Source organism: Streptomyces sp. Tek67B01 (assembly GCF_055231995.1).
Window position 1 is genome coordinate 120,970 of the sequence record NZ_JBUYUY010000002.1, and the last position, 24,580, is coordinate 145,549.

At 70.8% G+C, this 24,580-nt stretch carries 20 protein-coding genes; 14 read left to right on the forward strand and 6 right to left on the reverse strand.

Annotated elements, in window-relative coordinates; translation table 11 throughout:
• Nucleotides 1-15: 15 nt before the first annotated feature.
• On the reverse strand, nt 16-720 hold the full coding sequence (locus ACV7NM_RS34030) for a hypothetical protein (RefSeq protein WP_463414266.1): 705 nt from the start codon (nt 718-720) through the stop codon (nt 16-18).
• Between the two features lie 1,448 nt (nt 721-2,168).
• Between ACV7NM_RS34030 and ACV7NM_RS34035 the strand changes: the two genes are divergently transcribed.
• From ACV7NM_RS34035 to ACV7NM_RS34065, 7 genes are all read left to right on the forward strand, one after another.
• Nucleotides 2,169-3,329 carry a ParA family protein gene (locus ACV7NM_RS34035; RefSeq protein ID WP_463414267.1) on the forward strand — a complete coding sequence of 387 codons (1,161 nt, stop codon included), beginning with the start codon at nt 2,169-2,171 and terminating at the stop codon, nt 3,327-3,329.
• A complete protein-coding gene (locus ACV7NM_RS34040; RefSeq protein ID WP_463414268.1) occupies nt 3,326-4,687 on the forward strand; it encodes a ParB/RepB/Spo0J family partition protein in 1,362 nt (453 codons plus the stop codon). Before ACV7NM_RS34035 ends, ACV7NM_RS34040 begins: the two co-directional genes overlap by 4 nt.
• Nucleotides 4,688-5,388: 701 nt before the next feature.
• A complete protein-coding gene (locus ACV7NM_RS34045; protein WP_463414269.1) occupies nt 5,389-6,222 on the forward strand; it encodes a PIG-L family deacetylase in 834 nt (277 codons plus the stop codon).
• Nucleotides 6,223-6,546: 324 nt separating this feature from the next.
• A complete protein-coding gene (locus ACV7NM_RS34050; protein WP_463414479.1) occupies nt 6,547-7,002 on the forward strand; it encodes a GNAT family N-acetyltransferase in 456 nt (151 codons plus the stop codon).
• Between the two features lie 981 nt (nt 7,003-7,983).
• Complete coding sequence (locus ACV7NM_RS34055) at nt 7,984-9,015, forward strand: bifunctional DNA primase/polymerase (protein ID WP_463414480.1); 1,032 nt, start codon at nt 7,984-7,986, stop codon at nt 9,013-9,015.
• Nucleotides 9,012-10,589, forward strand: coding sequence for a DNA primase family protein (locus ACV7NM_RS34060; protein WP_463414270.1), 1,578 nt, complete (start codon nt 9,012-9,014; stop codon nt 10,587-10,589). Before ACV7NM_RS34055 ends, ACV7NM_RS34060 begins: the two co-directional genes overlap by 4 nt.
• Before the next feature lie 180 nt (nt 10,590-10,769).
• Complete coding sequence (locus tag ACV7NM_RS34065) at nt 10,770-11,147, forward strand: DUF6009 family protein (RefSeq protein ID WP_136214053.1); 378 nt, start codon at nt 10,770-10,772, stop codon at nt 11,145-11,147.
• A 75-nt stretch (nt 11,148-11,222) separates the two neighbouring features.
• Here the strand turns inward: ACV7NM_RS34065 and tpg are convergent, their stop codons facing one another.
• From tpg to ACV7NM_RS34085, 4 genes are all read right to left on the reverse strand, one after another.
• Complete coding sequence (tpg, locus tag ACV7NM_RS34070) at nt 11,223-11,783, reverse strand: telomere-protecting terminal protein Tpg (RefSeq protein WP_463414271.1); 561 nt, start codon at nt 11,781-11,783, stop codon at nt 11,223-11,225.
• Between the two features lie 6 nt (nt 11,784-11,789).
• On the reverse strand, nt 11,790-13,958 hold the full coding sequence (gene tap / locus ACV7NM_RS34075; RefSeq protein WP_463414272.1) for a telomere-associated protein Tap: 2,169 nt from the start codon (nt 13,956-13,958) through the stop codon (nt 11,790-11,792).
• 143 nt (nt 13,959-14,101) lie between these two features.
• Nucleotides 14,102-15,037, reverse strand: coding sequence for a ParB/RepB/Spo0J family partition protein (locus ACV7NM_RS34080; RefSeq protein WP_463414273.1), 936 nt, complete (start codon nt 15,035-15,037; stop codon nt 14,102-14,104).
• On the reverse strand, nt 15,034-16,341 hold the full coding sequence (locus ACV7NM_RS34085) for a ParA family protein (RefSeq protein WP_463414274.1): 1,308 nt from the start codon (nt 16,339-16,341) through the stop codon (nt 15,034-15,036). The genes ACV7NM_RS34080 and ACV7NM_RS34085 overlap by 4 nt, the downstream gene beginning before the upstream one ends.
• A 170-nt stretch (nt 16,342-16,511) precedes the next feature.
• On the opposite strand from ACV7NM_RS34085, the gene ACV7NM_RS34090 reads away from it, so the two are divergent.
• The 3 genes from ACV7NM_RS34090 (at nt 16,512) to ACV7NM_RS34100 (ending at nt 20,364) form a co-directional block, all read left to right on the forward strand.
• Nucleotides 16,512-17,273 (forward strand): GNAT family N-acetyltransferase, encoded by a 762-nt coding sequence (locus tag ACV7NM_RS34090; protein ID WP_463414275.1) that lies wholly within the window; start codon nt 16,512-16,514, stop codon nt 17,271-17,273.
• An 85-nt stretch (nt 17,274-17,358) separates the two neighbouring features.
• Nucleotides 17,359-18,804, forward strand: coding sequence for an argininosuccinate synthase (gene argG / locus ACV7NM_RS34095; protein WP_463414276.1), 1,446 nt, complete (start codon nt 17,359-17,361; stop codon nt 18,802-18,804).
• Nucleotides 18,805-19,062: 258 nt separating this feature from the next.
• Nucleotides 19,063-20,364: a cation:proton antiporter domain-containing protein gene (locus ACV7NM_RS34100; protein WP_463414277.1), complete on the forward strand. Its 1,302-nt coding sequence runs from the start codon at nt 19,063-19,065 to the stop codon at nt 20,362-20,364.
• Nucleotides 20,365-20,386: 22 nt separating this feature from the next.
• Here ACV7NM_RS34100 and ACV7NM_RS34105 read toward each other — a convergent pair whose 3' ends face one another.
• The gene (locus ACV7NM_RS34105; protein ID WP_463414278.1) at nt 20,387-21,157 is read right to left on the reverse strand and encodes a glucose 1-dehydrogenase; all 771 of its coding nucleotides are present in this window, start codon (nt 21,155-21,157) and stop codon (nt 20,387-20,389) included.
• 320 nt (nt 21,158-21,477) lie between these two features.
• On the opposite strand from ACV7NM_RS34105, the gene ACV7NM_RS34110 reads away from it, so the two are divergent.
• The 4 genes from ACV7NM_RS34110 to ACV7NM_RS34125 all read left to right on the forward strand — a co-directional run bounded on the left by ACV7NM_RS34110 (nt 21,478) and on the right by ACV7NM_RS34125 (nt 24,559).
• Complete coding sequence (locus tag ACV7NM_RS34110; RefSeq protein WP_463414279.1) at nt 21,478-22,065, forward strand: ScbR family autoregulator-binding transcription factor; 588 nt, start codon at nt 21,478-21,480, stop codon at nt 22,063-22,065.
• Nucleotides 22,066-22,286: 221 nt separating this feature from the next.
• Entirely contained in the window at nt 22,287-23,153 is an 867-nt protein-coding gene (locus ACV7NM_RS34115; RefSeq protein WP_463414280.1) for an AfsR/SARP family transcriptional regulator, read from the forward strand.
• An 84-nt stretch (nt 23,154-23,237) separates the two neighbouring features.
• Nucleotides 23,238-23,969, forward strand: coding sequence for a ScbR family autoregulator-binding transcription factor (locus ACV7NM_RS34120; RefSeq protein ID WP_463414281.1), 732 nt, complete (start codon nt 23,238-23,240; stop codon nt 23,967-23,969).
• Nucleotides 23,970-24,040: 71 nt separating this feature from the next.
• Nucleotides 24,041-24,559 (forward strand): DinB family protein, encoded by a 519-nt coding sequence (locus ACV7NM_RS34125; RefSeq protein WP_463414282.1) that lies wholly within the window; start codon nt 24,041-24,043, stop codon nt 24,557-24,559.
• Nucleotides 24,560-24,580: the final 21 nt, after the last annotated feature.

The following is a 24,580-nucleotide window of genomic DNA, read 5'->3' on the forward strand; positions in this document are numbered from 1 at the left end:
GGCCTGACAGCACTATCACCCAGTGCGCCTTCTCTTGGGAGCGGGAACCTCGGCACCGAAGTCGAGGTGCAGCTGCTCCTGGTGTGCGCCCTCGGGTCCCACCGCGTACGGGAAGGACTCCGGGTCGTTGCCGTGCTTCTCGGCGATCTCCGCGAGAACCTCCTGCTGAGCGGTGCTGTTGCCCTGGAACCACAGGCGAACGTTGATCTGGATGCGGCCGTTGCCGGCCTTCTCCACCCAGTTGTAGCCGCAAAGCGCCTGGACGGCACGGTTGACCGTGGAACGCGTGATCATCTTGCCGCCCTTCTGCGCGGCGATCTTGTTCAACCCGTCCGTGATCTCCTGCTGCGTGTACTGGGTGATGCCGGTGCCCGGCACCTGACCGCCCGCCACGAAGAGGAAGACGCACAGCTGGGACTTGGTGATGCTGTTCGCGACCGCCAGTTGGGCCAGGAGCTGGGTGAACCAGTTGCTGGCCAGGCTGTAACCGGCGCCTCCGGCCATGTCGTGAACGGACTTCGGGTCCGCCGCGTATTCGAGGTGGACGCCCTTGAGCCGGCGACGGCCGGTGGGATCGGCGGCGTTGGCCACCTGCTCGCCGAGCTGCTGACCGAGGACGGCCAGGATGTCCCCGTACTCGGCGTCGCTTCCAGCGGCGGCGGGGAGGGGAACAGGACGGGGCCCGCGCTGTCGACGACGGGCGGGCGGATCAGATGTCACAGGACCTCCTTGTTACTCAGGCGGTCCGAGACTATCCAAAAAATCAACGGGGGCTTGTCTTTTGGTGCGTCGGCGCGCCGAATCTCAAGTCTGAGACGAGCCTTGTGCACGGCAAGCGCCAAAAGTACACGACACCTGTAGTTATTTGGCCCCGGAGCCCCGAAAGTCCACGGCTCCTTGATTTCGGTTGTCGTGATGACGTCACACGTTGTTCGAGCGGCCGGCATCGGGAGGCTCACCGGCTCGCTCTTGCGCACCTCTCTGACCTGCGACGATCCGGAGCGGGGCAGCGCGCGGAAAAAGTACACTCCTGCTTGAGTTTTCCGCGAAATGTGCTCGCCAGGTACACATTTCGAAGAGTCAAATGTGTCCTGAGGGACACATCACCTCGGGAGAAACGGCAGGTCAGAGGCTTGTACGCGCGCGGCTCTCTTACTACAAGAGCAACCGACGACCGGCCTCTCGCAAGGGCGCAACCCCTCTTGTTCCGAGGGTCCGTCAGCTCATGCGTGGCGCATGTGAGCTGACCTGGCGACACCACTGCCGGCACACATCGATCGACCGACCCTCACTCCCCCGTCGATACACCAGCCGGCACACCTTGAGCCGCTGCTTGCTTTCGCCCGCCCACTGGCCGAGGTCCCCCGCCCCAGCCGACTCTTCGAGCAGCCACCGGGTTTGTCTCAGGCCCCCGTGTCCACCGAGGGCGCCCGGCGCCCGAGGGGTGCACCGGCGACCGTCAGGGAGGCGGGGCAGGACGCGGGGGTGAGCGGGTCCAGGGCGCCCGAGCGCCTGGCGAGGGGGTCTGGGGGGCGAGCAGCCCCCCATGCCAAGGCCGGTCCAGCGCGGCCAGGCGCTGGCGGGGTCCAGGGGCTGGCCCCTGGGATTCACGGTCCGCAGTCGACGAGGGACAAGAGCCCTCACTCCGGAGAGTTCGTTCCCTTCTCGGCCGACCCTGCGGGAAATCTGCCCACAACGGTCAAAAGTGACCCACAGAATGGGGCCTCAGAGGGCCGTTCGCGTAGGGCCCGGTGCGATGAGACCTTTGGGTGCCCTCCGGGCCGTCAGAAGGCGCTACAGGGCTTTTTCGCCTCTGCTGATCGCTGCGAGCAGGTCTCGGCATCGCCTCAACGGCGCAATGGAGGTGGCTTCGAGGAGGTCTGGGGTTTCGACGAGCCGACGGAGGCGGCCCGGGGTGATACCGGCCCAGTGCGCGGCGGCGAGGGAGTGGTGGTCGGTTGGAGCCGGCTCGCCGGGGCTCGTGGGTTCTCGACGGCGGCCCCTGTCGCAGGCAAGGGCGAGCCCGGGGCGGCCCGACCGGCGTCAGGACAAATGGTTCGGAACGCCGGTAAGCGGGCCACCAACGGCGGGGCAGGGCGCGGGCGGTGGGCGGCGTGTTTTCGGTGAGCCTCTTCGCCTTCCGCCAAGAAGGTTAGTAAGGTACCCGCATGACCGCTCCATATGATCCGGAAGTCAGGGAAAAGGTAGTCGCCAAGCTGCCTGGGTCCCTGCGGCAGGAACTCAAGGTCCGCGCCGCCCAGTTGGGTGTGGACATCCAGGACGCCGTCACCGAGGGCATCCACGCATGGCGCGCCGACGCTTCAGCGGCGACCACCGTGGACACCTCCGGCGCCTCCTCGTTCTCCACCTACCTCCCCACGGGCCTGTACGGGGAGTTCAAGGAGGACTGTCGGACACGGGAGATCCCGTACAACCAGGGCGTGGCCCAGTCGATCCGGCTGTGGCTCGACACCCATCCCTCCCCCATGGGCCGGCGCCGTCCCGCCCACGAGGGGGCCCGCCGGATCGTGGTCTGCAACCAGAAGGGCGGTGTCGGCAAGAGCGCCATCAGCAACGGCGTCTCCCAGGCCCTCGCCGAGACCGGCGCGCGTGTCTGCGTCATCGACTTCGACCCCCAGGGCCACCTCACCCGCCATCTCGGCGCCGAGATGCTCTCCATCAAGGAGCCCAGCCTCGCCAAGCACATGCTGGGCGAGATCGAAGGCCGCGTCCGCGACCTTCTCGTCCCCATCGAGCACGGGGTGTTCGCCGGGCGCCTCTTCCTCCTCCCGTCCTGCAAGGACGCCTTCCTCCTGGACGCGCGGCTGGCCACCACCCGTCACGTGCGGACCAAGGAAACGGCCCTGGAGAAGGCGCTGGAGGAGCTGGAGAAGGAGTTCGACTACATCGTCGTCGACTGTCCGCCCAGCCTCGGCTACACCATGGACACGGCCCTCTACTACGCGCGCACCCGTGACGGAGAGCCCGAGAAGACCTCCGGGATCATCGTCCCCGTACAGGCGGAGGACACCTCCGCGGACGCCTACGACATGCTCAGCGAGCAGTTGGAGGACCTGATCGACGACCTCGGCATCGAGATCGCGCAGCTCGGCTTCGTCGTCAACCTGTACGACAGCCGCAAGGGGTACGTCGTCACCTCCTCCCTCAACAGTTGGAAAGAGTTCGGGGACCCGCCCGTCATCACGGTCATCGCCGACTTGAAGGAACAGCGCGAGGCCGTGCGCGTGAAGCTGCCCCTCCTGCACTATGCGCCCGAGTGCGAGCAGTCCGAGGCCATGCGTGAGATCGCCCGGGTGATCGCGGCATGAGCAAGAGCGACCTCCTCGGCACCGGCGCCGCCTTCAGCAACGCCCGCCGGAGCAGTGGCCGCAGCGAGCGGGGGCGAGCCAAAGCCATCGCGCAGGGGGATGTGCCGGCGTACGAACTCATCCGCGTTCCTCTCGACCAGGTCTCCCCCACGCCCCTCAACCCGCGCCGCAACTTCGGCACGGACGAGGAGAAGACCCGCTTCGGTGAGGAGCTGCGTCAGGCGCAGCTGTCGGCGTGCGTCGTCGTCAGCCGCGCCGCCTATCTCGCACTGTGGCCGGACCACGAGTCCCGTATCGGCGCCGCGACCCACATCCTCATCAACGGTGAGCGCCGCTTCCGCAGCGCCCTCCACGTGGGGCTGGAGGCCTTGGACTTCGTCGTGCGCGACGACCTCGCCGTCTCGCGCGCCGACTTCATCGACCACCTCCTCGCCGAGAACCTCGAACGCGAGGACTTCGACGTCATCGAGCGCGCCCGCGGCGTGCAGCAGTTGGTCGACACCTGCGCCGATGACGAGGGGCGCGAACACGGGGCCAAGTCCCGGGCCGCCGAGCGGCTGGGGCGTTCCCCGTCGTGGGTCACGAACCAGCTGGTGCTGCTGGAGCTGCCCGAGGAGATCCAGACCCTGCTCAGCTCGGGCGAACTGCCGGAGCGTGACGGTCGCCTGCTGGCCCGTAAGGCGAAGGAACAGCCGGGCATCGGAGCGGCCGACCTATTGGCTCTGCTTCAGCAGAACAAGCAGCAGGAAGCGGAGGTGAAGGCGGCCCAGCGGGAGATCCTGCGCAGCGTGCAGGAGCCGGGGGCGAGCCTGGCCGGGGGAGTGCCGGTGGGCTCCGAGCCGGTCGCGCAGCCGCCTCGACTTTTGTCCGCGGACAAAAGTCCGCAGGAGGGTGGGGAGGACTCGGAGCCGGAGACCCGAGCGGGCCGACTTCTGTCCGCGGACAAAGATCGGCGCGGGGGTGGGCACGGCTCCGAGTCGGCTCCGGAAGCCGCCCGACTTTTGTCCGCGGACAAAAGTCCGGGGGAGGGCGGGGAGCGCGGGGAGGGCTCCGCCACGGACCCGGAGGGGGACCGACTTTTGTCCGCGGACAAAAGTCGGGTGGCGCGGAACGTCCCCCCGGCATCGGTACAGCCGGCTGCCCCGGTCGCCGAGCCTGTCCGCGCACCCTCCGTTTCCCAGCCGGCGGGCGGCCGGGAGCCGGAGAACGTGATCCCGTCGCAGACCCGGACGGCGGACGGTACGTCGGCTCCGTGGCAGGACCCGAAGGCCATGTACGAGGCGATCCGGACCAACATGTCGGCCAAGCATCGCGCCGAGCTGACGGTGCTCCTGATCGAGAACAACCGGCGAAGCTGAGCTCCCGCCGAGCCGGTCGAGGCCTACCGCGGATCGCGGTGGGCCTCGACTTTTGTCCGCGGACAAAAGTCGGAGCACCGGGAGGTGGGGCGGATGCCTGCGTCGGACGCCCAAGCGCCGCCCGTCGCGAGCACCGGGGGAGCGGACAACGCGGGTCGGTCCCGCCCGGAGCCCACCCTCTCGGGCTGCCGACTTTTGTCCGCGGACAAAGATCGCTCCGCCTGCGGGCGGCGCAGGCCCACCCTGTCCTCGTGCCGACTTTTGTCCGCGGACAAAAGTCGGCGGCACATCCGCCAGGGTCCGCAGACGCAGAACGCGCCGATCGGGGACGGCGAAGCCCCAGTCGGGGAGCAGGAGGCGGGTCTCGCCGATGGCCTCGGTGACGGTGGAGGAGGCCACCGAGTAGAGCTCGGCGACGCGCACCGCCACGACGGCCGCCCAGCGCGGACTCACGGTGAGCCGCCGACCGGCTTCCCTGCGCAGCAGGAGGTGGTCTGCGGGACACCTCCGGGGGGAGCTGGTCGACGGTCGAGCAGCCGCGCCGGGAACAGCCGGTCCGGCTGGCATCGTTGCACCGACGGGTGGTCTGGCGCCGCACGGGTGGGAACGGTGTCATCCACCCGGCAGGGTCCCGGCTCCCGGGTCGCGAAACGCCCACCGCGTACTCGGACCCACACACGTTCCCGCAGGAGGACTCCTTCATGACTGACCGGCCCTTGACGCTCATGGCAGTGCACGCCCATCCCGACGACGAGGCCACCGGAACCGGGGGAATCCTCGCTCGGTACGCGGCGGAGGGCATCCGCACGGTTCTCGTGACGTGTACCGACGGCGGTTGCGGTGACGGGCCGGGGGGTGTCAAGCCGGGTGATCCCGGGCACGACCCGACGGCCGTCGCCTCGATGCGCCGACAAGAACTTCAGGCGAGCTGTGACGTCCTGAAGGTCAGTGATCTGGAGATGCTGGACTATGCCGACTCCGGGATGATGGGCTGGCCGAGCAACGACGCCCCTGGATCCTTCTGGAAGACCCCCGTGGAGGAGGGCGCTGCCCGACTCGCGACCCTCATGCGGCACTACAGGCCCGATGTGGTCGTCACTTATGACGAGAACGGCTTCTACGGCCACCCCGACCACATCCAGGCCCACCGGATCACGATGGCGGCGCTCGAGATGACCGGGCTGACACCGAAGGTGTACTGGATCACGATGCCGCGCTCGGCGATGGCGCGGTTCGGCCAGATCATGCGCGAGTTCCAAGAGGACATGCCGGAGCCGGATCCTGCCGAGGCCGCCGCGCTGGCCGAGATCGGCCTCCCCGATGATGAGATCACCACGTGGGTGGACACCACCGCATTCAGCGGTCAGAAGTTCGACGCGCTGGCCGCACACGCCAGTCAGGGCGAGAACATCTTCTTCCTCAGGATGGGCAAGGAAAGGTTCGGCGAGCTGATGGGCACGGAGACCTTCGTGCGGATCCAGGACGCCACCGGCGCGGCCGTGCCCGAGAACGATCTCTTCACCGGCCTGCGCTGACCCGACCGTCCGGCCGGGCCCCGTCGGGCGGCGCACCTGGCCTTCCTCCGCCGGGCATCTGTCCCCTCTCCCGAGGGGAAGCGGAGGGCCGGCACGGCCATGGCACCGCCGTGTACGTCGAGCACGCGGAACGCCTCCGTCGAGCACCGCCGCGACAGGGGGCCGACTTTTGTCCGCGGACAAAAGTCGGCCCCCTGTCGCGGCCTCGTCGCCCCCCTCGTCGGGTGCTTCCGTCCTGAGGCAAAGTCTCGGCAGGGCCGGCCGCCGGTGGCAGATCCGAGTCGTCCGTGGGGCCCGGTCGGACTCCAGGAGAGGATGAACATGTTGGACATCGTGGTGGACGATCTGTCGGGCCCTGAGATCGTCCTGTTCCTCCAAGCTCATGTCAGGCAGATGCAGGCCATCACGCCTGCGGGCAGCAAGCACGCCCTCGATCTCGACGGCTTGCGGAGCCCGGCCATGACGGTCTGGTCGGTCTCCGACGGGGGAACGTTGGTGGGCTGCGGCGCGATCAAGCGGCTGGACGCGGAACACGCGGAGCTGAAGTCGATGCGCACGCGACCGTCACGGACGAGGAGCGGGGTCGCGTCCCGGCTGCTGGAGCACATCGTCGCCGAGGCGCGGGGCATGGGCTTCACCCGTCTGAGCCTGGAGACGGGCTCCTCCCCGTTCTTCCTGCCGGCGCGCAGGCTCTACGAGAAGTTCGGCTTCCGGAAGTGTGCGCCGTTCGCGGACTACCGGCCCGACCCGAACACCACCTTCATGACGAGGGAGCTCTGAGGGACTCTCGCCGACGGGTGAGCCGGCCACGGGGAACGGGACGCCGCGCCGGCCGAGAAGTACATCCGCCGGGGGAGGGTGCGCCTGCGGCGAGATGGTTTCGCCGTGGGAGCCCGAGGTGGTGGACGGCGATCGGTTGCCTCCTCCGAACTGTTCCGGCGGGCTCCTGTCCCAGGGTCCCTGGGGCGGATCGCGTTCAGGCCCTCTTGTTGAGCGGGGGGACCCGGTTCGGGGGTCGAGCCCCCCATCCCCTGTCCCCCTGTCCCCCGACAGGTACTGAAGGTCGCTCTCACAGCTTCGGTCCCTGGTCCTTCAGTCACTGCATAAACCTGCAGGTCAACGGACCGGCCGCCGCTCTACAGGGACCGAAGGGACTCAAATCTCTAGTTATAAGCCAGATATGCATTACCTAGATCCTTTACGCGCCCGCGCATACACACACGCACGTAAAGGCCGGAAGTAGTCACTTTGAGTCCCTTTAGTCCCTGTCAGTCCCTGCACACCGCTCTGACCTGCATCTTTGTCCAGGGACTGAAGGGTCAGGGACCGAAGGCCCTTTCCAGCCCCTCAGTACCTGTGGTGTCGGTCCACCGGCGGGGCGGGCGGCCGCTCTTCTGGGACGGTCGTCGTGGTCACCTTGAGGCCCGGTGGAGGCGGGGCGGCGTCCGGCCGGGAGCGAAGAGCGGGCGACACGCCCGGGGCGGGCCGGAAATCGCCGGGAACCCCGCGGGGCGAAGGAGCGTGGGGCCTCAGGGACGGAGGGACTGAAGGGACTCAAATCCGAATAGAGGAGTGATCCACACCGGACGTGAGGGTTTCGCTGGGGTAATCTCCGCGATAGTGAATCTTCAGTCCCTCTGGTCCCTCCGCAGCAAGGTCCGGGGACAGAGCAGCCGTCTCCGACACCGCGTCAAGGAAGAGCCAGTGCTTGTCCATCCCGAGAGGCCGTCACAGGCTGTGCGCGGCGGGGGGCCGATGGATGTGGCCGTCTGGCTGGCGGGGCGGGGGTACCCCGTCCATCCGCTGGCTCCGGGTGGCAAGACGCCCGCCGCCAACTGTCGTGACTGCCGGGAGAGCGAGCACGCACCGGAGGCCTGCCCCTGCCGTGCCGAGCGTCGTTGGTGCCACGGGTTCCACGCCGCGACCACCGACCTCCGCACGGTGCGGGAATGGTGGGAGACCGAGCCGGGCTTCGGGATCGGTGTGGCCTGTGGGGCCGCCGGGCTCGTGGTCATCGACGTGGACGCGCACTCGGTACCGCTGCCCGACCGCCGGCGACTGCTTCCCGGCATCGCCATCGACGACCGGGTCGACCTGACCGGCCTGCGGAGCGGATTCGACACCTTGGCGCTCCTGGCCGCTTACAGGTCCCGGCTCAACCCGTGCGAGGACGCCTCCACCCTGCGCGTACGCACGCCCTCCGGCGGCATGCACATCTGGTACCGGGCGCCCAAGGACGGGCCGCGGTTCCGGTGCTCCAGCGGGTCGAGTTCCCGGGTCGCACTGGCCTGGCAGGTCGACGTGCGGGCGATCGGCGGGTACATCGTGGCGCCTTCGACCCGCACCTCCGCAGGGGTCTACGAGGCGCTGCCCGGTGCGCGGGTTCCCGCGGCCCTCCCGCTGTGGCTGGCCGCCGAGTTGGTGCGTACGGGGCACGACGGGCAGCCCGTCGCGTCGGCGTCGGCGCCGGTACCAGCCAGGGCGAAGCGGGCTTCACGCGGCAGGGGACGACAGGGACAGGGGGAGCGGGTGCTGGCGTCGCTGCTTGAGGAAGTGCGCGCCTGCGGACTCAGTCCCTCCGGGACGGGGTTCAGCGAGAAGCTCAACCGGGCCGCGTTCACCGCCGGCGGGCTCGCCGCCGCGGGGCACCTCGCGGAAGGGGAAGGCCGCCGGCTGCTCCTGGAGGCGGCGGACCGGGCTCGCCCGCACCAGACGCGGCGCAACGTCCTCATCGTCGACGCGGGGTTGCGCGCCGGAAGAGATCGACCGATCCAGCCCAAGGAACGCACATGAGCGCCGGAAGCACGGGGTTCGACGCCCAGGCCGCGGCGGAGCAGCTCGCGGCGTTCACCGCGGAGGCCGCGTCGGCCGGCCCGCGCCTGCCCGCTCAGCAGGGAGGGGCGCAGGCCGTCGCGGGCGCCGCCGACTTCGTCCAGGCCGGTCTGTTGCACAACCTGACCGACCGGGGGAACGCGAAGCTGTTCGCGCACCTGCACCACGACCGGTTCCGACACGTCGAGGGCCTGGGCTGGTACGTGTGGGACGAGTACCGGTGGAAGCGCACCGGCGGCGAGAAGGCCGCGATCTGGGCCGCCGGGGACATGGCCGAGGAGTTGCCCGTCCACGACCCGCGCGGGGTGTTCAGCGACCGGGAGCTGGCCCAGCACCGCAAGCGCGCGATGTCCACCTCGGGCGTGAAGGCCATGCTCACGCAGGCCAAGGCCTCGCCGGAGCTCGCACTCGACCCCGACACCCTGGACGGGGACAAGTACGCCCTGTGCACCCCGGCGGGCGTCGTGGACCTGCGCACGGGTGACCTGCACAAGCCCAATCCCACCCAGGACCTCCACTCGCGGGCCACGCACCTGGCGCCCGAGGCCGTGCCCACGCCGCGCTTCCACCGGTTCCTGGACGAGACCTTCGGCGAGGACGACAAGGGCAAGGAGATGATCCACTTCCTGCATCTCCTGCTCGGCTACAGCATCACCGGCGACGTGGGCGGACAGGTGCTGCCGTTCCTCTACGGAGTGGGCGCGAACGGGAAGTCGGCGCTGCTCGACGTGGTGATCAAGATCCTCGGGGACTACGCGGACGTGGCGCCCCCCGGTTTCCTGATGGAGCGCGGCAAGTTCAACGAACATTCGACCGAGCTGACGGAGCTGCACGGCCGGCGCCTCTTCGTCTGCAGCGAGCTCAAGCCCCATGACAAGTTCGACGAGGCCCGGGTCAAACTGCTCACCGGCGGCGACCGGCTCAAGGCGCGCCGGATGCGGCAGGACTTCTTCAGCTTCGAACCCACGCACAAGCTGTGGCTGCTGGGCAACCACCGACCGGAGGTGGGGACGGGCGGCCATGCCTTCTGGCGGCGTATCCGGCTCATCCCCTTCGAGAAGGTCGTTCCCGACCACCGTAAGATCGACAACCTCGCCGAGACGCTCGTCCAGGAGGAGGGCCCAGGCATCCTCCACTGGATGATCCAGGGCGCCAAGGCCTACCTGGCCGCCAAACCGGCTCTGGTGGGCCCCAGCGTGGTCCGTACGGCCACGCAGGCATACGCCACCACCGAGGACCACATCGGGCGGTTCCTGGCGGAGTGCTGCACCACCGGGAGCGACTTCGCCGAGCCCCGCGACCTGAAAGTGGAACAGGGCGCCCTCTACCGCGCCTACAGTGCCTGGTGCAGCGACGGGGAGGGCCTGCGGCCCGCGACCACGCGCGCGTTCGCCACGCGGATCAGGGCCGAGGTCGGTGTCGCCTCACCGAGTGAGATGCTGCGCTCGAACGGGCAGAAGTTCTATCCCGGGCTGGCGCTTCTCGCGGACGAGGACCAGTTACCGCGCGAGGCGAACAGGGCAACCACGACGTGATCGGCCCATGCGTGCCGCCGCCCCGGGACGGGCATGCCTACGATGGACGAGGAACATGAACACATCCACCACCCGGTCGCGCCGCACAGGCGGCGGCTGCATAACGGCACGGGCGTCGCTCGCGGCGCGGCGGAACCAGGGGCCCCGCCGGGGCGACACGCATGAGGAGGGACCCACGCCATGAGCTCGCTACTGTCGGCAAGCGATCTCGCCCACGAGGTCAAAGTGGTGTGGCTGGAGAACCCCGAGCAGCTCGACTACGTCCGCCAGGCCCTCGACAAGACGCCCCGTCGGAGGGGCAAGCCCCGCTACCACCGCGACGGGCGCATGATCGGTTTCACCGAACTCGGTGAGACGGCGGAGGCCGATCCCGACAGCGGGCTCCAAAAGCGCCGCGTGTTCTACCTGTTGCCGCACGATCGGGACGCCGAGCCCGACGGGCTGTACCGGGAAGGGGCGCCCGGCGAGGCGGTGGACCCGCGTACGATCCAGCCCCGGCAGGTCGGGCGGAAGACGGAGCGGTCGCAGCGAGGGCTCTCCGCGCCCACGGTCGCCTGATCCTTCCGCCCCGTACCCATCCCCGGTCCCTCAGTGCCCCGCGCGCTCTGAGGGACCTTCGCGGTGCCCGGGACCTCAGAAGGCGAAGTCGACGTAGTCGATGTCGGTGAACTCGACGAGGAGTCCGGCGGCGCGCGCGCCGTTGTCCTTGAAGTAGATCTCCTGGAGGCCCTCCGCCGCGATGGAGCGCAGTTCGGCTTCGGTGGCGCCGGCCTCCTGGGCGGTGAAGAGGCGGCTCGCGTACTCCGGTGGCAGGTGCTGGGTGATGCGCCGGATACGGCCGTCGTCGGTGGTGCCGGGGGCGGCGGTGAAGCCGAAGCGGGCGCGGGTCTCGATGACGAGGCCGGTGGTGCGGGCGGCCCGGTCGCGGGCGCGCCTGCGGACCAGTGGCTGCCAACGGCGGCGTACCTCGTCGGCCAGGCGGGTGGCCAGGGCCGGTTTGGGGCTCTTGATCTGGTTCTTGACGTAGCGCTCGACCGTGCGCTGGGAGATGCCGAGCAGGCGCGCGGTTTCCCGGGTGGACCTGAGCTGCTTCACGAGGAAGCGCATCTGGGCGCCCGCGGACCTGGGGATCGGGCGGGTGAAGTTCTGCTCGTCGGCGCGGACGAGGCTTTCGTCGATCTCGGAGGGGGGCATGGGTTCTTACTCTCCGTCGGCCGCTGCGTCGTGGCCCTTGATGTGGCGTGCGGGGTTGAGCTGCGAGTCGAGCATCTCGACGGCCCAGAGGAGGGGTTGGGTGCCCTCGTGCTTGACCATGCCCGGGCTGACCCCGATACGGAAGCCGCCGGGGAGCGGCTTGCCTTCCGGGGTGCGGGGGAGGAAGTCCAGGGGGCCGGGTCCGGGGGAAAGGTACACGGCGCAGTCGGAGAGGACCGCGATGGGGTACTCCCCGGCGGCGGTGGCGAGTTTGCGCATCTTGCGGTGCATGTTGACGCGGGCCGTGGAGATGACCGCGGCGCGGATGTCGGGGCGCCAGGTGGGGCGTTCGAGGGCCGCCCACACTTCGCCGGGGCGGTAGCCGGCGCCCTGGGGGCGTTCGCGGAGTTTGCCGATGCCGCCCTTGACGGTGGATTTGATCGCCGAGAGGACCGAGCCGGCGATCGGGTCGTGCTGCTTGTACGTCGTCATCGCCTCCAGGAACTCGCTCTCCGTGAGGGCGGGGGTGATGCCGAGGTCGGCCATCGTGGCCATGTAGGCGTCGCGGAGGCGGGTGTACCAGGCGTCGAGGTAGGCACCGCTCTCGGGGCGGAGCCAGGCCTCGGTGGGGCGTACGGCGTGGCCGAGTTCCTGGGCGTAGGCGAGGGTCGGGGTCGCGTACCAGGCCGGGCCGGTCGGGGGCCGGCCGTGGGGCGTGAAGGGGCTGGGAAGGCGGGGGTCGTGGGGCAGGGAGGAGAGGTCCGCCAGCCAGCAGCCCGGGGTCTTGGGGTCGAAGCGGGGCGCCGTGGTGTGGGTCGCGGGGCCCAGCCCGACGACGAGACGGTTGGCGGCCGCGGCGAAGGCCATGTTCACGTCGATGCCGACGGCGTGGGTACGGGCGCACTCGTCGTCGGTGAGGAGTTGGGGGTCACGGAACCAGTCGTACGCCTCTTCGTCGAGGACCTGGTCCGGGGTGCGCTGGTGGGCCCGGGGGTAGAGGGCGGCGACGACCGGGTGTTCGTCGGGGGCCTCCGGGGGCGCCGGGTCGACGGCGCGGGTCAGGGAGCCGGCGACCGGGGCGGACTCCCAGGCGCCCGTGACGGGGTTGCGGGCGGCGCGGGTGGGCGGGCGCAGGGCCGTCATGAGTTCTAGGCCGGTGACGGCCGTGGAGCCGCGGGGGGTGAGGACGCGGGTGGCGTAGGTGGTGAGCAGTTCGGCGAGTTCGGGGGCGGGGAGGTCGGCGGTGTCCTCGCCCCAGGCGCGGGGGTCGAGGGCGCCCCAGGGGAGGATCGCGAGCTGGACGCACTGGCGGCCGGCGGTGGGGGTCGCGGGACGGTAGACGCGGGCCCAGGGGCCGAAACCGCGGCGGGTGAGCTGCCACTTGTGCTGCGCGAGGAGCCTCAGGGTGGGGTGGTTGTCCGGGAGGCGCAGGGCGCGGCGGTCTTCGAGGACGAGGGGCAGGCCGAGGGCCTCGGTGGCGGCCGCGGTGAGGACGAGGAGGGGGTCGCCGTCCTTGCCGTTGCGGTGGAGGCGGGGGGAGCGGAGGTTGGCGTCGGGGCCGAGGGCCCAGGTGATGAGGGTGGGGAGATGGGTGGCGGCCTTGGGGGGGAGGTCGAGGAGGAGGCCGCCGCCGGTATGGGCGTGGGAGGTGCCGGTGAGGACGGCGAGGGGGGTGGTGTGGGGAGGTGCGTGGGGGGTGCTGCGGGGAGGTGCGTGGGGGGTGCTGCGGGGGATCGGGGACTGCGGGGCGCTGGTGTGGCGGACGGGGGAGGGGGCGGCGGGGGCGGTCGGGGGCTGGGGGCGGGGTTGGGGCGCGGGGGTGGGGATAGGCGCGGGGGCGGTCTCGGCGGTCTCGGCGGGTTCTGTCGGTTCTGCGGGGGAGGGAGGCGCGGACGGCAAGGTCCCGGGGGCGGGGTGGAGGGTCGAGAGTCCTTCGAGGAGGCGGGCGTAGGCCGCGCGCTTCGGTGGGCGGGGGGCGGTGCGGCCGGTTTCCCAGGAAGTGACCGTTTCCCGGCGGACGGAGAGGGCCTTGGCGATCTGGTCCTGGCTCAGGCCCGCGGCTTCGCGCAGGCGCTTGCGTTCGTCGGGGTGGGGCAGACCGTCCTGTGCGGCGGCCTCTTCGAGCAGGGCGTCGACCGCTGCGAAGAGGGTGGTCTGTTCGGGATCCTGGCTCATGGCGTCTCGTCGGGTCTCTCGTCGGGCTCGTTCATCAACGTCTCCGCGGCAAGGCTATGCGAAGCGCACGTTTGAACGCACACGAAACGCACGCAGGGCGTCGATGCCGTTGACGGCGTCGACGCCCTTTCGGCGTGCTGCCCTCAGATGCGGCTGATCAGCACCTCGGTGACGGCCCTGAGGTCGTCGGGGGTGAGGTGGGCGGTGAGGGCGTCCGCGATGGTTTCCGGCGAGTCGGTGGAGATGGTGATGCGGGGTGCGGGAGGTACCGGGGAGGGGGGTTGGGTCACTGAGGCGTTGACGGCGTTAACGGCGTTAACGGCGTTAACGGTGTCGACGCCGTCAGCGCGCGTGCGTTGACGAGGGGGATTGGCCGCGTTGACGGTCTCCTCTGCCGCTGCCGCCTGTGCCTCCTGGGGAAGCCGGCCGATGCGGCGCGCCGGCTCCACCTTCAGTTCGCCCGTTTCGACCTTCTCCTGGAGGGCGGGGGTCAGGTTGAGGAGGGCCAGGCGCTGGGAGACCCAGGCCGCCGTCTTGCCGAGGCGCTTGGCGACCTGGGCCTGGGAGCCGTGCACGTCGACGAGTTCCCGTAGGGCGCGGGCCTGGTCCATGGGCGCGACGTCGACACGGTGGACGTTCGCGATCAGGGCTGCTTCGAGGACGTCCGCGGCGGACGCGGACAGCGCGTCGTTGACGTGGATGTGCAGGGTCTTCAGACCGGCCAGCCGGGCTGCCGCGAGGCGCCGGTTGCCGTCGATGACGACGTAGGGGGCGCGGCCCAAGCCGTCGGTCTGGCCCGGGTGCGCCTCCATGAAGGCCATGCGGGTGGCGACCGCGAGGGGCTGGAGCTGGCCCCGGGAGAGGAGGGACTGCCCGAGCTCGTCGAGTTCGGTGAGGTCCTCGCGGAGGTTGAAGGGGTTGTGGGCGAGGGCCTCGATCGGGACCTCGGAGGGTGGTGCGACGCCGGTGGTGGGCGCGCCGGTGGCCTCGGCGATCGCGGCTCGGCGGGAGCTGACGCCGACCGGTTGGGCCCGGTCGAAGGAGGCCGAGGCTCCGAGTTTGTCGGCCTTGCTGCTCATGAGATCTCCCGGGCGAGGGCGCGTAGGGCCACGGCTTGGTCGCCCTTGGGCGCGTAGACGAAGAGGGGCTGCTTCACGCGGACGGCTTCGCGCTGTTCCTTGAGGTCGGGGACGATCGCCACCACCCGCGGGTCCTTCATGTCCATCCAGGCCTGGAGGGAGGAGGTGGCGATGTAGCCGCGGCGGCCGTCGTAGAGGTTCACGACGAGGCCGAGGTAGTCGATGTCGAGGCCGAGGTCGTCGCGCAGATCGTTGATCTGGGAGGTGAGGAGGTCGTAGGCGTCGGCGGAGGAGTCCTCGGCCTGTACGACGATCAGCGCGCCCGACGTCCCCTGCTGTTCGGTGTCGCGGCGGCGGCCGTAGTAGATGGCCGCGTCCATGCTGAGCCCCAGGCTCGGGGGGCAGTCGATGAGGATGACGTCGTAGTCGGACTCGACGGGGCCGAGGGCGCGTTCGAGGGCGGCTTCGCGGGCGCGGACGGTGGAGAGGCGGACATCGAGGAGGAAGGCGTCCGTGCAGGCGGGCAGGAGGTGCAGGCGGTCGCCGAAGCGGTCGTCCGGGACGGGGACGATCAGGTCGGTGAGGGGGCCCTTGGCCTCGCCCGCCATGTGGCGGGTGAGGCTGTCGCCGCCGAGGGGGAGGGGCTGTTGGCCCAGTTGTTTGGTGAGGTGCCCCTGGGGGTCGAAGTCGACCAGGAGGACGCGCATGCCGAGGCCGGGCAGGTCTTCCAGGTCGACGGGGGGCGCGGTGGGGGACGTGGGCACCGTGGAGGGCGGGGGCGTCGCCCGGGAGTGGGGGAAGGCGGGGTCCGACGCCTCGGACGGGTGGGAGGTGCGCGCCAGTTGCCGGGCGACGCGGACCGGGTGGAGGGCCGAGGGGTCCTCGGCGAGGGCCTCGGCGGTACCGGCGGTGACGGCGGTCTTGCCGACGCCGCCCTTCTGGTTGCACACGACGATGCGGCGTACGACGGAGGGACGCCGGGGTGTCGGGGCCGGGTGCGTCTCCAGCCAGAGGCGCACGGCTTGGGCGAGGCCCTGGATGAGGGAGACTCGGCGGTCCTTGGCGTCGGCGCGGAAGGCCTCCCACTGGCCGACGGGCAACCAGGTGGAGAAGGACTCGGCGCCGGAGGCGTCGACGGGGGAGGGGGCGCAGGCGAGGGCGCTCCACTGGGCGATGCCCTGGTGGACGGCGTCCTGGATGTCGACGCGCAGTTGCGCGGTGCGGACCTTCAATTCCTGGCGGAGCCGCGGGGGCAGCTTGGAGACGACCTTCTCTCGGTCGCCGGGGGCGGAGGGTGACGTCACGAAAAGGGACTTTACTAACGTTCCGGGGTGAATCGGGGTGCCGCGCCTGGGCTTTGCTAACGGGGTGGCAGGGGTGGGCGACAGGAGGAGCCTGAGCCGGAGGAGTCCACGTCCCCACGGGGACAAAAATGCGCAGGCGACCGTGGTCCACAGCCGCCTACGCTCGATCCGTGCCGAACTCGCAGCTCCAGCGGATCAACTCCTTCATGGCCGCCTTCGCCCGCCGTCAGGCCGCGCGCAGCGTCGACCTCCCGGGCGGCTTCGCCGTGTTCGACGACGCCTTCGCGCATTCCCACTCGGACAACCAGGTCGTCATCGACGGGGCCGTCGACCCCGAGGCGTTGCCGGCCATCGTGGACGATGCACTGGGACACCTGCCCCACCGACTGATCTCCGTCCTTGACGACGAGGTCGCGACGGCGTGCGCGGAACCTCTTGTCCGGGCCGGATACACCCACTCCGTCCATCTCGTCATGCTCCACACCGGACCGGTGCCTGCTGCGGGCGGTGCGGAGGAGGTGGATCTCGACGCCCTGCGCGTCCCGCTCGCCCGGCGGTGGCGGGGTTTCCTCCCCGACGCCGATGAGGAGGCGCTGCGCCACCTCGTCGAGCGACGCGAGGCCCGCCGCCGCGGGGCGGAGGTCGTCCGCTTCGTCGGCGCCCGCACGCGGGAGGGTGAGGTCGCCTCGTGGGCCGACCTCTACGCGGACCCGGCATCGGGTACGGCCCGAATCGAGGAGCTGCTCACCTCGGAGGCCCACCTCAAACGCGGTTACGGGGATGCCGTCCTCGCCACCGCCCTGCGTCTTGCCGCCGACGAGGACTGCGGCACCCGGTTCCTGACCGCCGACGCGGCGGACTGGCCGCGGCAGTGGTACGAGCGGCGCGGCTTCTCCGTCATCGGCCGCACCCATTGCTTCAGGCGGGTCTGATCTCCGGGCCGCCCCGCGCGCCCGCGTTCCGAAAACGCGGGGGTCGGACTTTGCATGATCATGCGAGGGAGTGCATACTCTTCCCATGTCTAAGGTCCTCACCTCCCTTCCCGCCGGCGAGCGCGTCGGCATCGCCTTCTCCGGCGGTCTCGACACATCTGTCGCGGTCGCGTGGATGCGCGACAAGGGCGCGATCCCCTGCACCTACACCGCCGACATCGGCCAGTACGACGAGCCCGACATCGGCTCCGTGCCCGGTCGGGCGAAGACCTACGGGGCCGAGATCGCGCGTCTGGTCGACTGCCGCGCCGCGCTGGTCGAGGAGGGGCTGGCCGCGCTCACGTGCGGCGCGTTCCACATCCGCTCGGGCGGCCGGGCCTACTTCAACACCACGCCGCTCGGCCGCGCCGTGACGGGCACGCTCCTGGTGCGGGCGATGCTGGAGGACGACGTACAGATCTGGGGCGACGGGTCGACCTTCAAGGGCAACGACATCGAGCGGTTCTACCGGTACGGGCTGCTCGCCAATCCGCACCTGCGGATCTACAAGCCCTGGCTCGACGCGGACTTCGTGACCGAGCTGGGCGGCCGCAAGGAAATGTCGGAGTGGCTCCTCGCCCACGACCTGCCCTACCGGGACAGCACGGAGAAGGCGTACTCCACCGACGCCAACATCTGGGGCGCCACCCACGAGGCCAAGACGCTGGAGCACCTGGACACCGGTGTGGAGACCGTCGAGCCGATCATGGGCGCGCGGTTCTGGGACCCCTCGGTGGACATCGCCCCCGAGGACGTGACGATCGGCTTCGACCAGGGCCGTCCCGTGACGATCAACGGAGAGCAGTTCGCCTCGCCCGTCGACCTGGTGATGGAGGCGAACGCCATCGGCGGACGCCACGGCATGGGCATGTCGGACCAGATCGAGAACCGGATCATCGAGGCCAAGAGCCGCGGCATCTACGAGGCGCCCGGCATGGCGCTGCTGCACGCCGCGTACGAGCGCCTGGTCAACGCGATCCACAACGAGGACACCGTCGCCCAGTACCACAACGAGGGACGGCGCCTCGGCCGGCTGATGTACGAGGGCCGCTGGCTGGACCCGCAGGCGCTGATGGTGCGGGAGTCGTTGCAGCGCTGGGTCGGCGCGGCCGTCACCGGCGAGGTGACGCTGCGGCTGCGGCGCGGCGAGGACTACTCGATCCTCGACACCTCGGGCCCCGCGTTCAGCTACCACCCGGACAAGCTGTCCATGGAGCGCACCGAGGACTCGGCCTTCGGCCCGGTGGACCGGATCGGCCAGCTCACGATGCGCAACCTGGACATCGCCGACTCGCGGGCGAAGCTGGAGCAGTACGCGGCCCTCGGCCTGATCGGCACTGCCAACCCCGCGATCGGCGCGGCGCAGGCGGCTGCGACCGGGCTGATCGGCAGCATGCCGGAAGGCGGCGCCGAGGCCATCGCCTCCCGGGGCGAGGTCTCCGGCGAGGAGGAGATGCTGGACCGCGCGGCGATGGAGTTCGGCACCGACTGACCGACGGTCGGTCGAAGCACGACACGGAGAGGTCGGCTCAGCGCCCGGGGCGCGGGGTCGGCCTCTTCGCCGTTCGGCGGTCCGGTGCCGTCCGGTGCGGTGCCGTCCGGTTCGGTGTCGTTCGGTGCGGGGGACGTCCGGTGCGGGGGACGTGCCTGCGGGGCGACCTTCGGAAGTCCCCTCGCCGCGGCGCGGAGCCGTTTCCCGTGTGGGGCGTCGGGGGGAAGGGCCGGGCGACGCCGTCGTGGGGGAGGGCATGTGGCGGGTGATCCACTGCCGGGGGTGCTGGTCGCGATGCCGGTGGTGCTGTTCCTGTGCGGCGCCGGCGCGGTGGTGATGCGCAGGTGCGGGCAGACGGCGGTGATCGGGGAGATCGCCGTGGGGATCGCGCTGGGGCCCTCGCTGTTGGGGTGGGTGTGGCCCGCGGCGCAGGGCTGGTTGCTGCCGGCGGAGGTGCTCCCGTACCTGGGGGTGCTGGGGAACCTGGGTCTGGTCGTCTTCATGTTCCTGGTGGGGTTGGAGCTGGACCACGGGCTGTTGCGCGGGCGCGGGCGGGCCGTGGTGGTGGTGGGCCAGGCGAGCGTTGTCGTACCCCTGGTGCTGGGCGGGTTGTTGGCTACGGCGATGTACGGGTCGTTCGCGCCGGACGGGGTGGGGCGGGGCGCGTTCGTCCTGTTCGTGGCCGTGGCGATGAGTGTGACGGCGTTCCCCGTACTGGCGCGCATCCTCACGGAGCAGGGGCTGCACGGTACGCCGGTCGGGGTGGTGGCGATGGCGTGCGCGGCAGTCGCGGACGTGGTGGCGTGGTGCCTGCTGGCGGCGGTCGTGGCGGTGGCGGGCGGTAACGGGCGCGGCGTCGCCGGGGCCGTGGTCACCGGGGTCCTGGCCGTGGGGTACCTCGCCGGGATGTGGTGGGGGGTACGGCCGGTCCTGGCCCGGTGTGCCGAGCGGTGGGGCGGCGGCGGGGTCGTCGGGTTGTTCGCCGGGCTGTGCCTGGCGGCGTACGCGACGGACGCCATCGGAGTGCACGCGCTGTTCGGGGCGTTCGTCTTCGGCGCGGTGGTGCCGCGGGACCGGGCGCCGGTGGAGCGGGCGGCGCGGCGGATGCGCGAGGTCGTGGTGCCGGTGCTGCTGCCGCTGTTCTTCGTCGGGAGCGGCCTGCGGACGGACATCGGGCTGCTGGGCGGCGACCCCGGCGCGTGGCTGTGGGCGGGGGCGGTGTTGCTGGTGGCGGTCGCCGCGAAGTGGGGTGGGGGTGCGGGTGCCGCGTGGGCGGCGGGGCAGCCGGTGCGGGAGGCGGTGGTGCTGGGGGCGCTGCTGAACTGCCGGGGCGTGACGGAGCTGGTGGTGCTTAACGTGGGGCTCGGGCTCGGGGTGATCGGGCCGGAACTGTTCACGGTGCTCGTGTTGATGGCCGTGGTGACCACGGCGCTGACGGGGCCGGTGGTCCGGCGGATGGTGGGGTGGGGCACCGTCAGCGGCGTTAACGGCGTTAACGGCGTTCAGGCCGCCGGCACCGACGACGCCGCTCGGGACGCGAGCCCCCCGGCGGATCGTTGACGGCGTGGCTGTCCGAGGCGGATCAGCGGGTGGTCCAACCGCCGTCCACGGAAAGGGTGGTGCCGACGACGAAGGAGGCGCGGTCGCTGCACAGCCAGACGGCCGCCTCGGCGATCTCGGCCGGATCGGCGATCCGGGGCAGCGGAGCGGCTTGGAGGAGGACGTCCTCCATCTCCGGGTTGTTCTTGAGCCAGTCGTCGATCATCTCGCTGCGCGTGGAGCCGGGGGCCACGGCGTTGACGCGGATGCCGTGGGGCGCGTACTCGGTCGCGGCGGCCTTGGTCAGACCGATGACCGCGTGCTTAGAGGCGATGTACGTGGCCCCCACCGGGGTGGCCACGAGGCCGGCGGTGCTGCTGTTGTTGACGATCGCGCCGCCGCCGGTGAGCAGCATCGCGCGGATCTGGTGACGCATGCAGTTCCACACGCCGCGGACGTTGGTGTCCATGGCGGTGTCGTAGGCGTCCTCGTCGAGGAGGTGCATGGGTTTCGGTTCGATGCCGATGCCGGCGTTGTTGAAAGCCGCGTCCAGCCGGCCGTACGTGTTCACGGCGGCTGCGACGGCGCGGGCGACGTCCTCGGACTTGGCGACGTCGGCGACCACGTACTGGGCCCGGTGTCCGGCGGCGCGCAGTTCCTCGGTGAGGTCGGCGAGTTGCGCCTCCCGGCGGGCGACCAGCGTCACTGCGGCGCCTTCGCGGCAGAACACCCGGGCCGCGGCAGCCCCGATGCCGGCGCTGGCACCTGTGATCAGGGCGGACTTGCCTACGAGAACACCGATGTCACCACTCATGAAGGCTGACAGTAGCAGCGGGTAGGCGGGTTGCACCCAGGTCGTCACGGCGAGCGTATTTCGGCCGATCGGGCCGGGGCCGAGACGGCTTGGACGCGAGTGTGGGGAGGGACGGGGAGGCGGATGTGGGGGATCGGTGGGGAGACGGGTCATGGCGAGGCTGCGTGGGGAGTACGGGCAGTGGCCGGCGGGGAGGGGCGGACGGGGCTCCAGTGGGAGTCCGCCCGGACTCGGCTGTGGGCACCGACTGTGGCCGCCTGATCCCCTCACACCACCTCAGGTGTACCGCGCATGCGGCGCATGCGGTTTGTGGAGCCCCCATGGATAAGCAGGAGCGTGCCGCGCGCACGCGGGAGTCACTCGTGCGCGCGGCGGCCGAGGTGTTCGTGGAGGAGGGGTTCGCCGCCGCGTCCGTCGCCACGATCAGCCACCGGGCCGGAGTGACCACCGGAGGGTTCCACTTCCACTTCGCCGGGAAGGCCGCGCTCGCCCAGGCCGTCGAGGACCGGTCCGTGGATGCGGTGCGGCGCATCATCGACAGGGCCAGGGCGGCCGGGGAGCTGACGGCGGACCCGTTGCGGGTCCTGTCGGACTCGACGTCCGCGCTGATGGCGCTGCTCGCCGAAGACGTCGTGGTGCGGGCCGGCTTCGGGCTGTCCGCCGACCTCTCGCGAGGGGGCCGGATCGACGTGTGGGGCGAGTGGCGGTCGTGGGTGGACGAGTTGCTGGAGGCCGCCGAACGGGGCGGGGCCCTCGCCGAAGGGGTGTCCCGGCGGGACGCGGCGCGGGCGGTGGTGGCCTCGACGGTCGGGCTGGAGTTGCTGGGCGCCGCCGAGCCGGGGTGGGCCGCGCCGGAGATGGTGGCGCGGATCTGGACGCTGATGCTGGGTGGGCAGGCGCCGGAGTAGCAGAAAGAGACTGTTTGGTTTGGTGATCGGAGGTGGCCGGGTTGGTGCCCGGCGCGGGCGAATGCCTACGGAAAGGCGGAATCATCGCAGGTGGGGCGAAGGGGAAGGTGGTAGGAGGGATGGGTTGGAGTGACGAAGGCGTGGTGTGAGCGCGGTTGACAAACCGTCTGTCCCGTTTTTTACTGGCTCCTGCGACTCATCCAAGGACAGGGGAGTACGACGTGGACATCGATGTACTGGGCGCACTGGCCGTGCGGGAGAACGGGATCTCCATCACGCCGACCGCCCCCAAGCCCCGGCAGGTCCTGGCCCTTCTGGCCCTGCACGCCGATCAGGTGGTACCCGTCTCGGCGCTGATCGAGGAGCTGTGGGGAGGTCTGCCGCCGCGCAGCGCCCGCACGACGCTGCAGACGTACGTACTTCAGCTGAGGTCGCTGATCGCGGCCGCCCTGGAGGGCGGCGACGGGTCCCGGACGGCGAAGGACGTGCTGGTCACGCTGCCGGGCGGCTACCTGCTGAACAGCGGGGGCGGGACGAGCGACGTGCGGGAGTTCGACCGGCTGTCGTCGATGGGCTACCGGGCGATGGACGCCGGCGACCACCCGGGGGCGGCGCGGCTGTTGCGCGAAGCGCTGGCACTGTGGTCGGGACCGGCGTTCGCCGACGTTCACGGCGGTGTGCAGTTGGACATGGAGGCGCGGCGGCTGGAGGAGACCAGGCTGTGCGCCCTGGACCAGCGGATAGAGGCCGACCTGCGGTTGGGGCGGCACCGGGAGCTGGTGGCCGAGCTGACCGTGCTGGTGAGTCGGTACCGCACGCACGAGAACCTGCACGGGCAGTTCATGCTCGCGCTGCACCGGTCGGGACGGCGCGGGGAAGCGCTGGACGTGTACCAGCGGCTGCGGACCACGCTGGTGCGGGACTTGGGGCTGGAGCCGTCGGCCGCGTTGCGGCGGCTGCAGCGGTCGATCCTCATGGCCGGCCCGGACGGGGTGGCCGCGGGGCGGGTGCTCGGTGCCGGGGCGACTGCCGGTGTCGGTGTCGGGGCAGGCGCGACGGATGTGCGGGAGCGGCTCGTACGGGCCTGATGTACGGGCTTGATGTGCGGGCCTGGTGTACGGGTCGGTGCGGTGCGGTGCGTGCGTGGCGGCGCGGGCGAGAGGAGACGAGCGGTGCAGGAGAGGTCGGAGCGGACACGTAGGCGGTTGGTCTTCGCCGGGGCCGAGTTGTTCCACCGACACGGTTACGCCAACGCGACACTGGGGGACATCGCGCGTGCGGCGGGGGTCACCAAGGGAGCGCTGTACTTCCACTTCGCATCGAAGGACGACCTGGCCGACGCTGTGCAGCGGAAGGGGTGTCGGCTGTTGCAGGAGGCGGTGCGAGGGCTTCGGGAGGGCGGGGCCTCGCCGTTGCAGGCGCTGATCGACACGACGCACTGGCTGGCGCGGACGCTGCACGAGGACGCGGCGATCCCGGCGAGCTTCCGGATCACCAAGGAGTGCGCGGGGCAGGAGCCGGCGGTGCTGGACTTCCACGAGGCGTGGCTGGCGTCGGTGTGCGGGTTGCTGCGGATGGCGCGGGACGCAGGGGAGTTGGCGGGGGCCGGGTTCGGCGGCGGCGGGCGGTTCGGCGGCGACGCGGAGCTCGCCGGGGCCGGGGAGCTGGGCCCGGAACTCGGCCCGGAACTCGGCCCGGAGCTCGGTTCGGAGCTCGGTTCGGAGCGCTGGGAGGAGGCGGAGGCGTTGGTCGCCGCGGCGCTGTCGGGGATCGAGGTGCTGTCCGGGACCGGCTTGTCGTACGCGGAGCTGCGCCGGAAGGTCGCGGCGTTGTGGGGGTTGTTGCTCCCGAGCCTGGTGGGTGCGGCCCGGGTGGGCGAGTACCGGACGGCCGGCGCCGGCTAGCGCCAGCCCGGCGCCCGGCCGCGCCGGATTTTCGGACGCCTTCGCCCGCGGGCCGGTGTGATCATGCCCAGGTGAACGAAGTGACGAAGGAAGCGAAGAGGACGCCGCCCGTACAGGACGGCGACGAACGGGCCACGCTGACCAGCGTGCTGCAATGGCAACGTGAAACCCTGATGACCAAGTGCGCCGGCCTGACGGACGAGCAACTGCGGCGCAGGGCCGTACCCCCATCGGGGCTGAGCCTGCTCGGGTTGGTACGGCACCTCGCCGAGGTCGAGCGGGGCTGGTTCCGCAACGTCATGAACGACGAGGACGTACGGGGATACTTCCCGAAGAACGCGGCCGGGGAGTGGACGGAGTTCCACGTCGAGGACGCGGACCCGGCCGAATCGCTGCGGATCTGGGAGGAGACCTGCGCGCGGTCGCGGGCCATCGTGGACGCCGCCGGGTCGCTGGACGTACAGGGGCACTTCGGGGAGGAGAAGTACTCGCTGCGCTACGTCCTCGCCCACATGATCGAGGAGTACGCCCGGCACAACGGCCACGCGGACCTGTTGCGCGAGGTCATCGACGGGGTCACCGGGGAGTAGCCGGCAGCCGGTCAGCCGTGC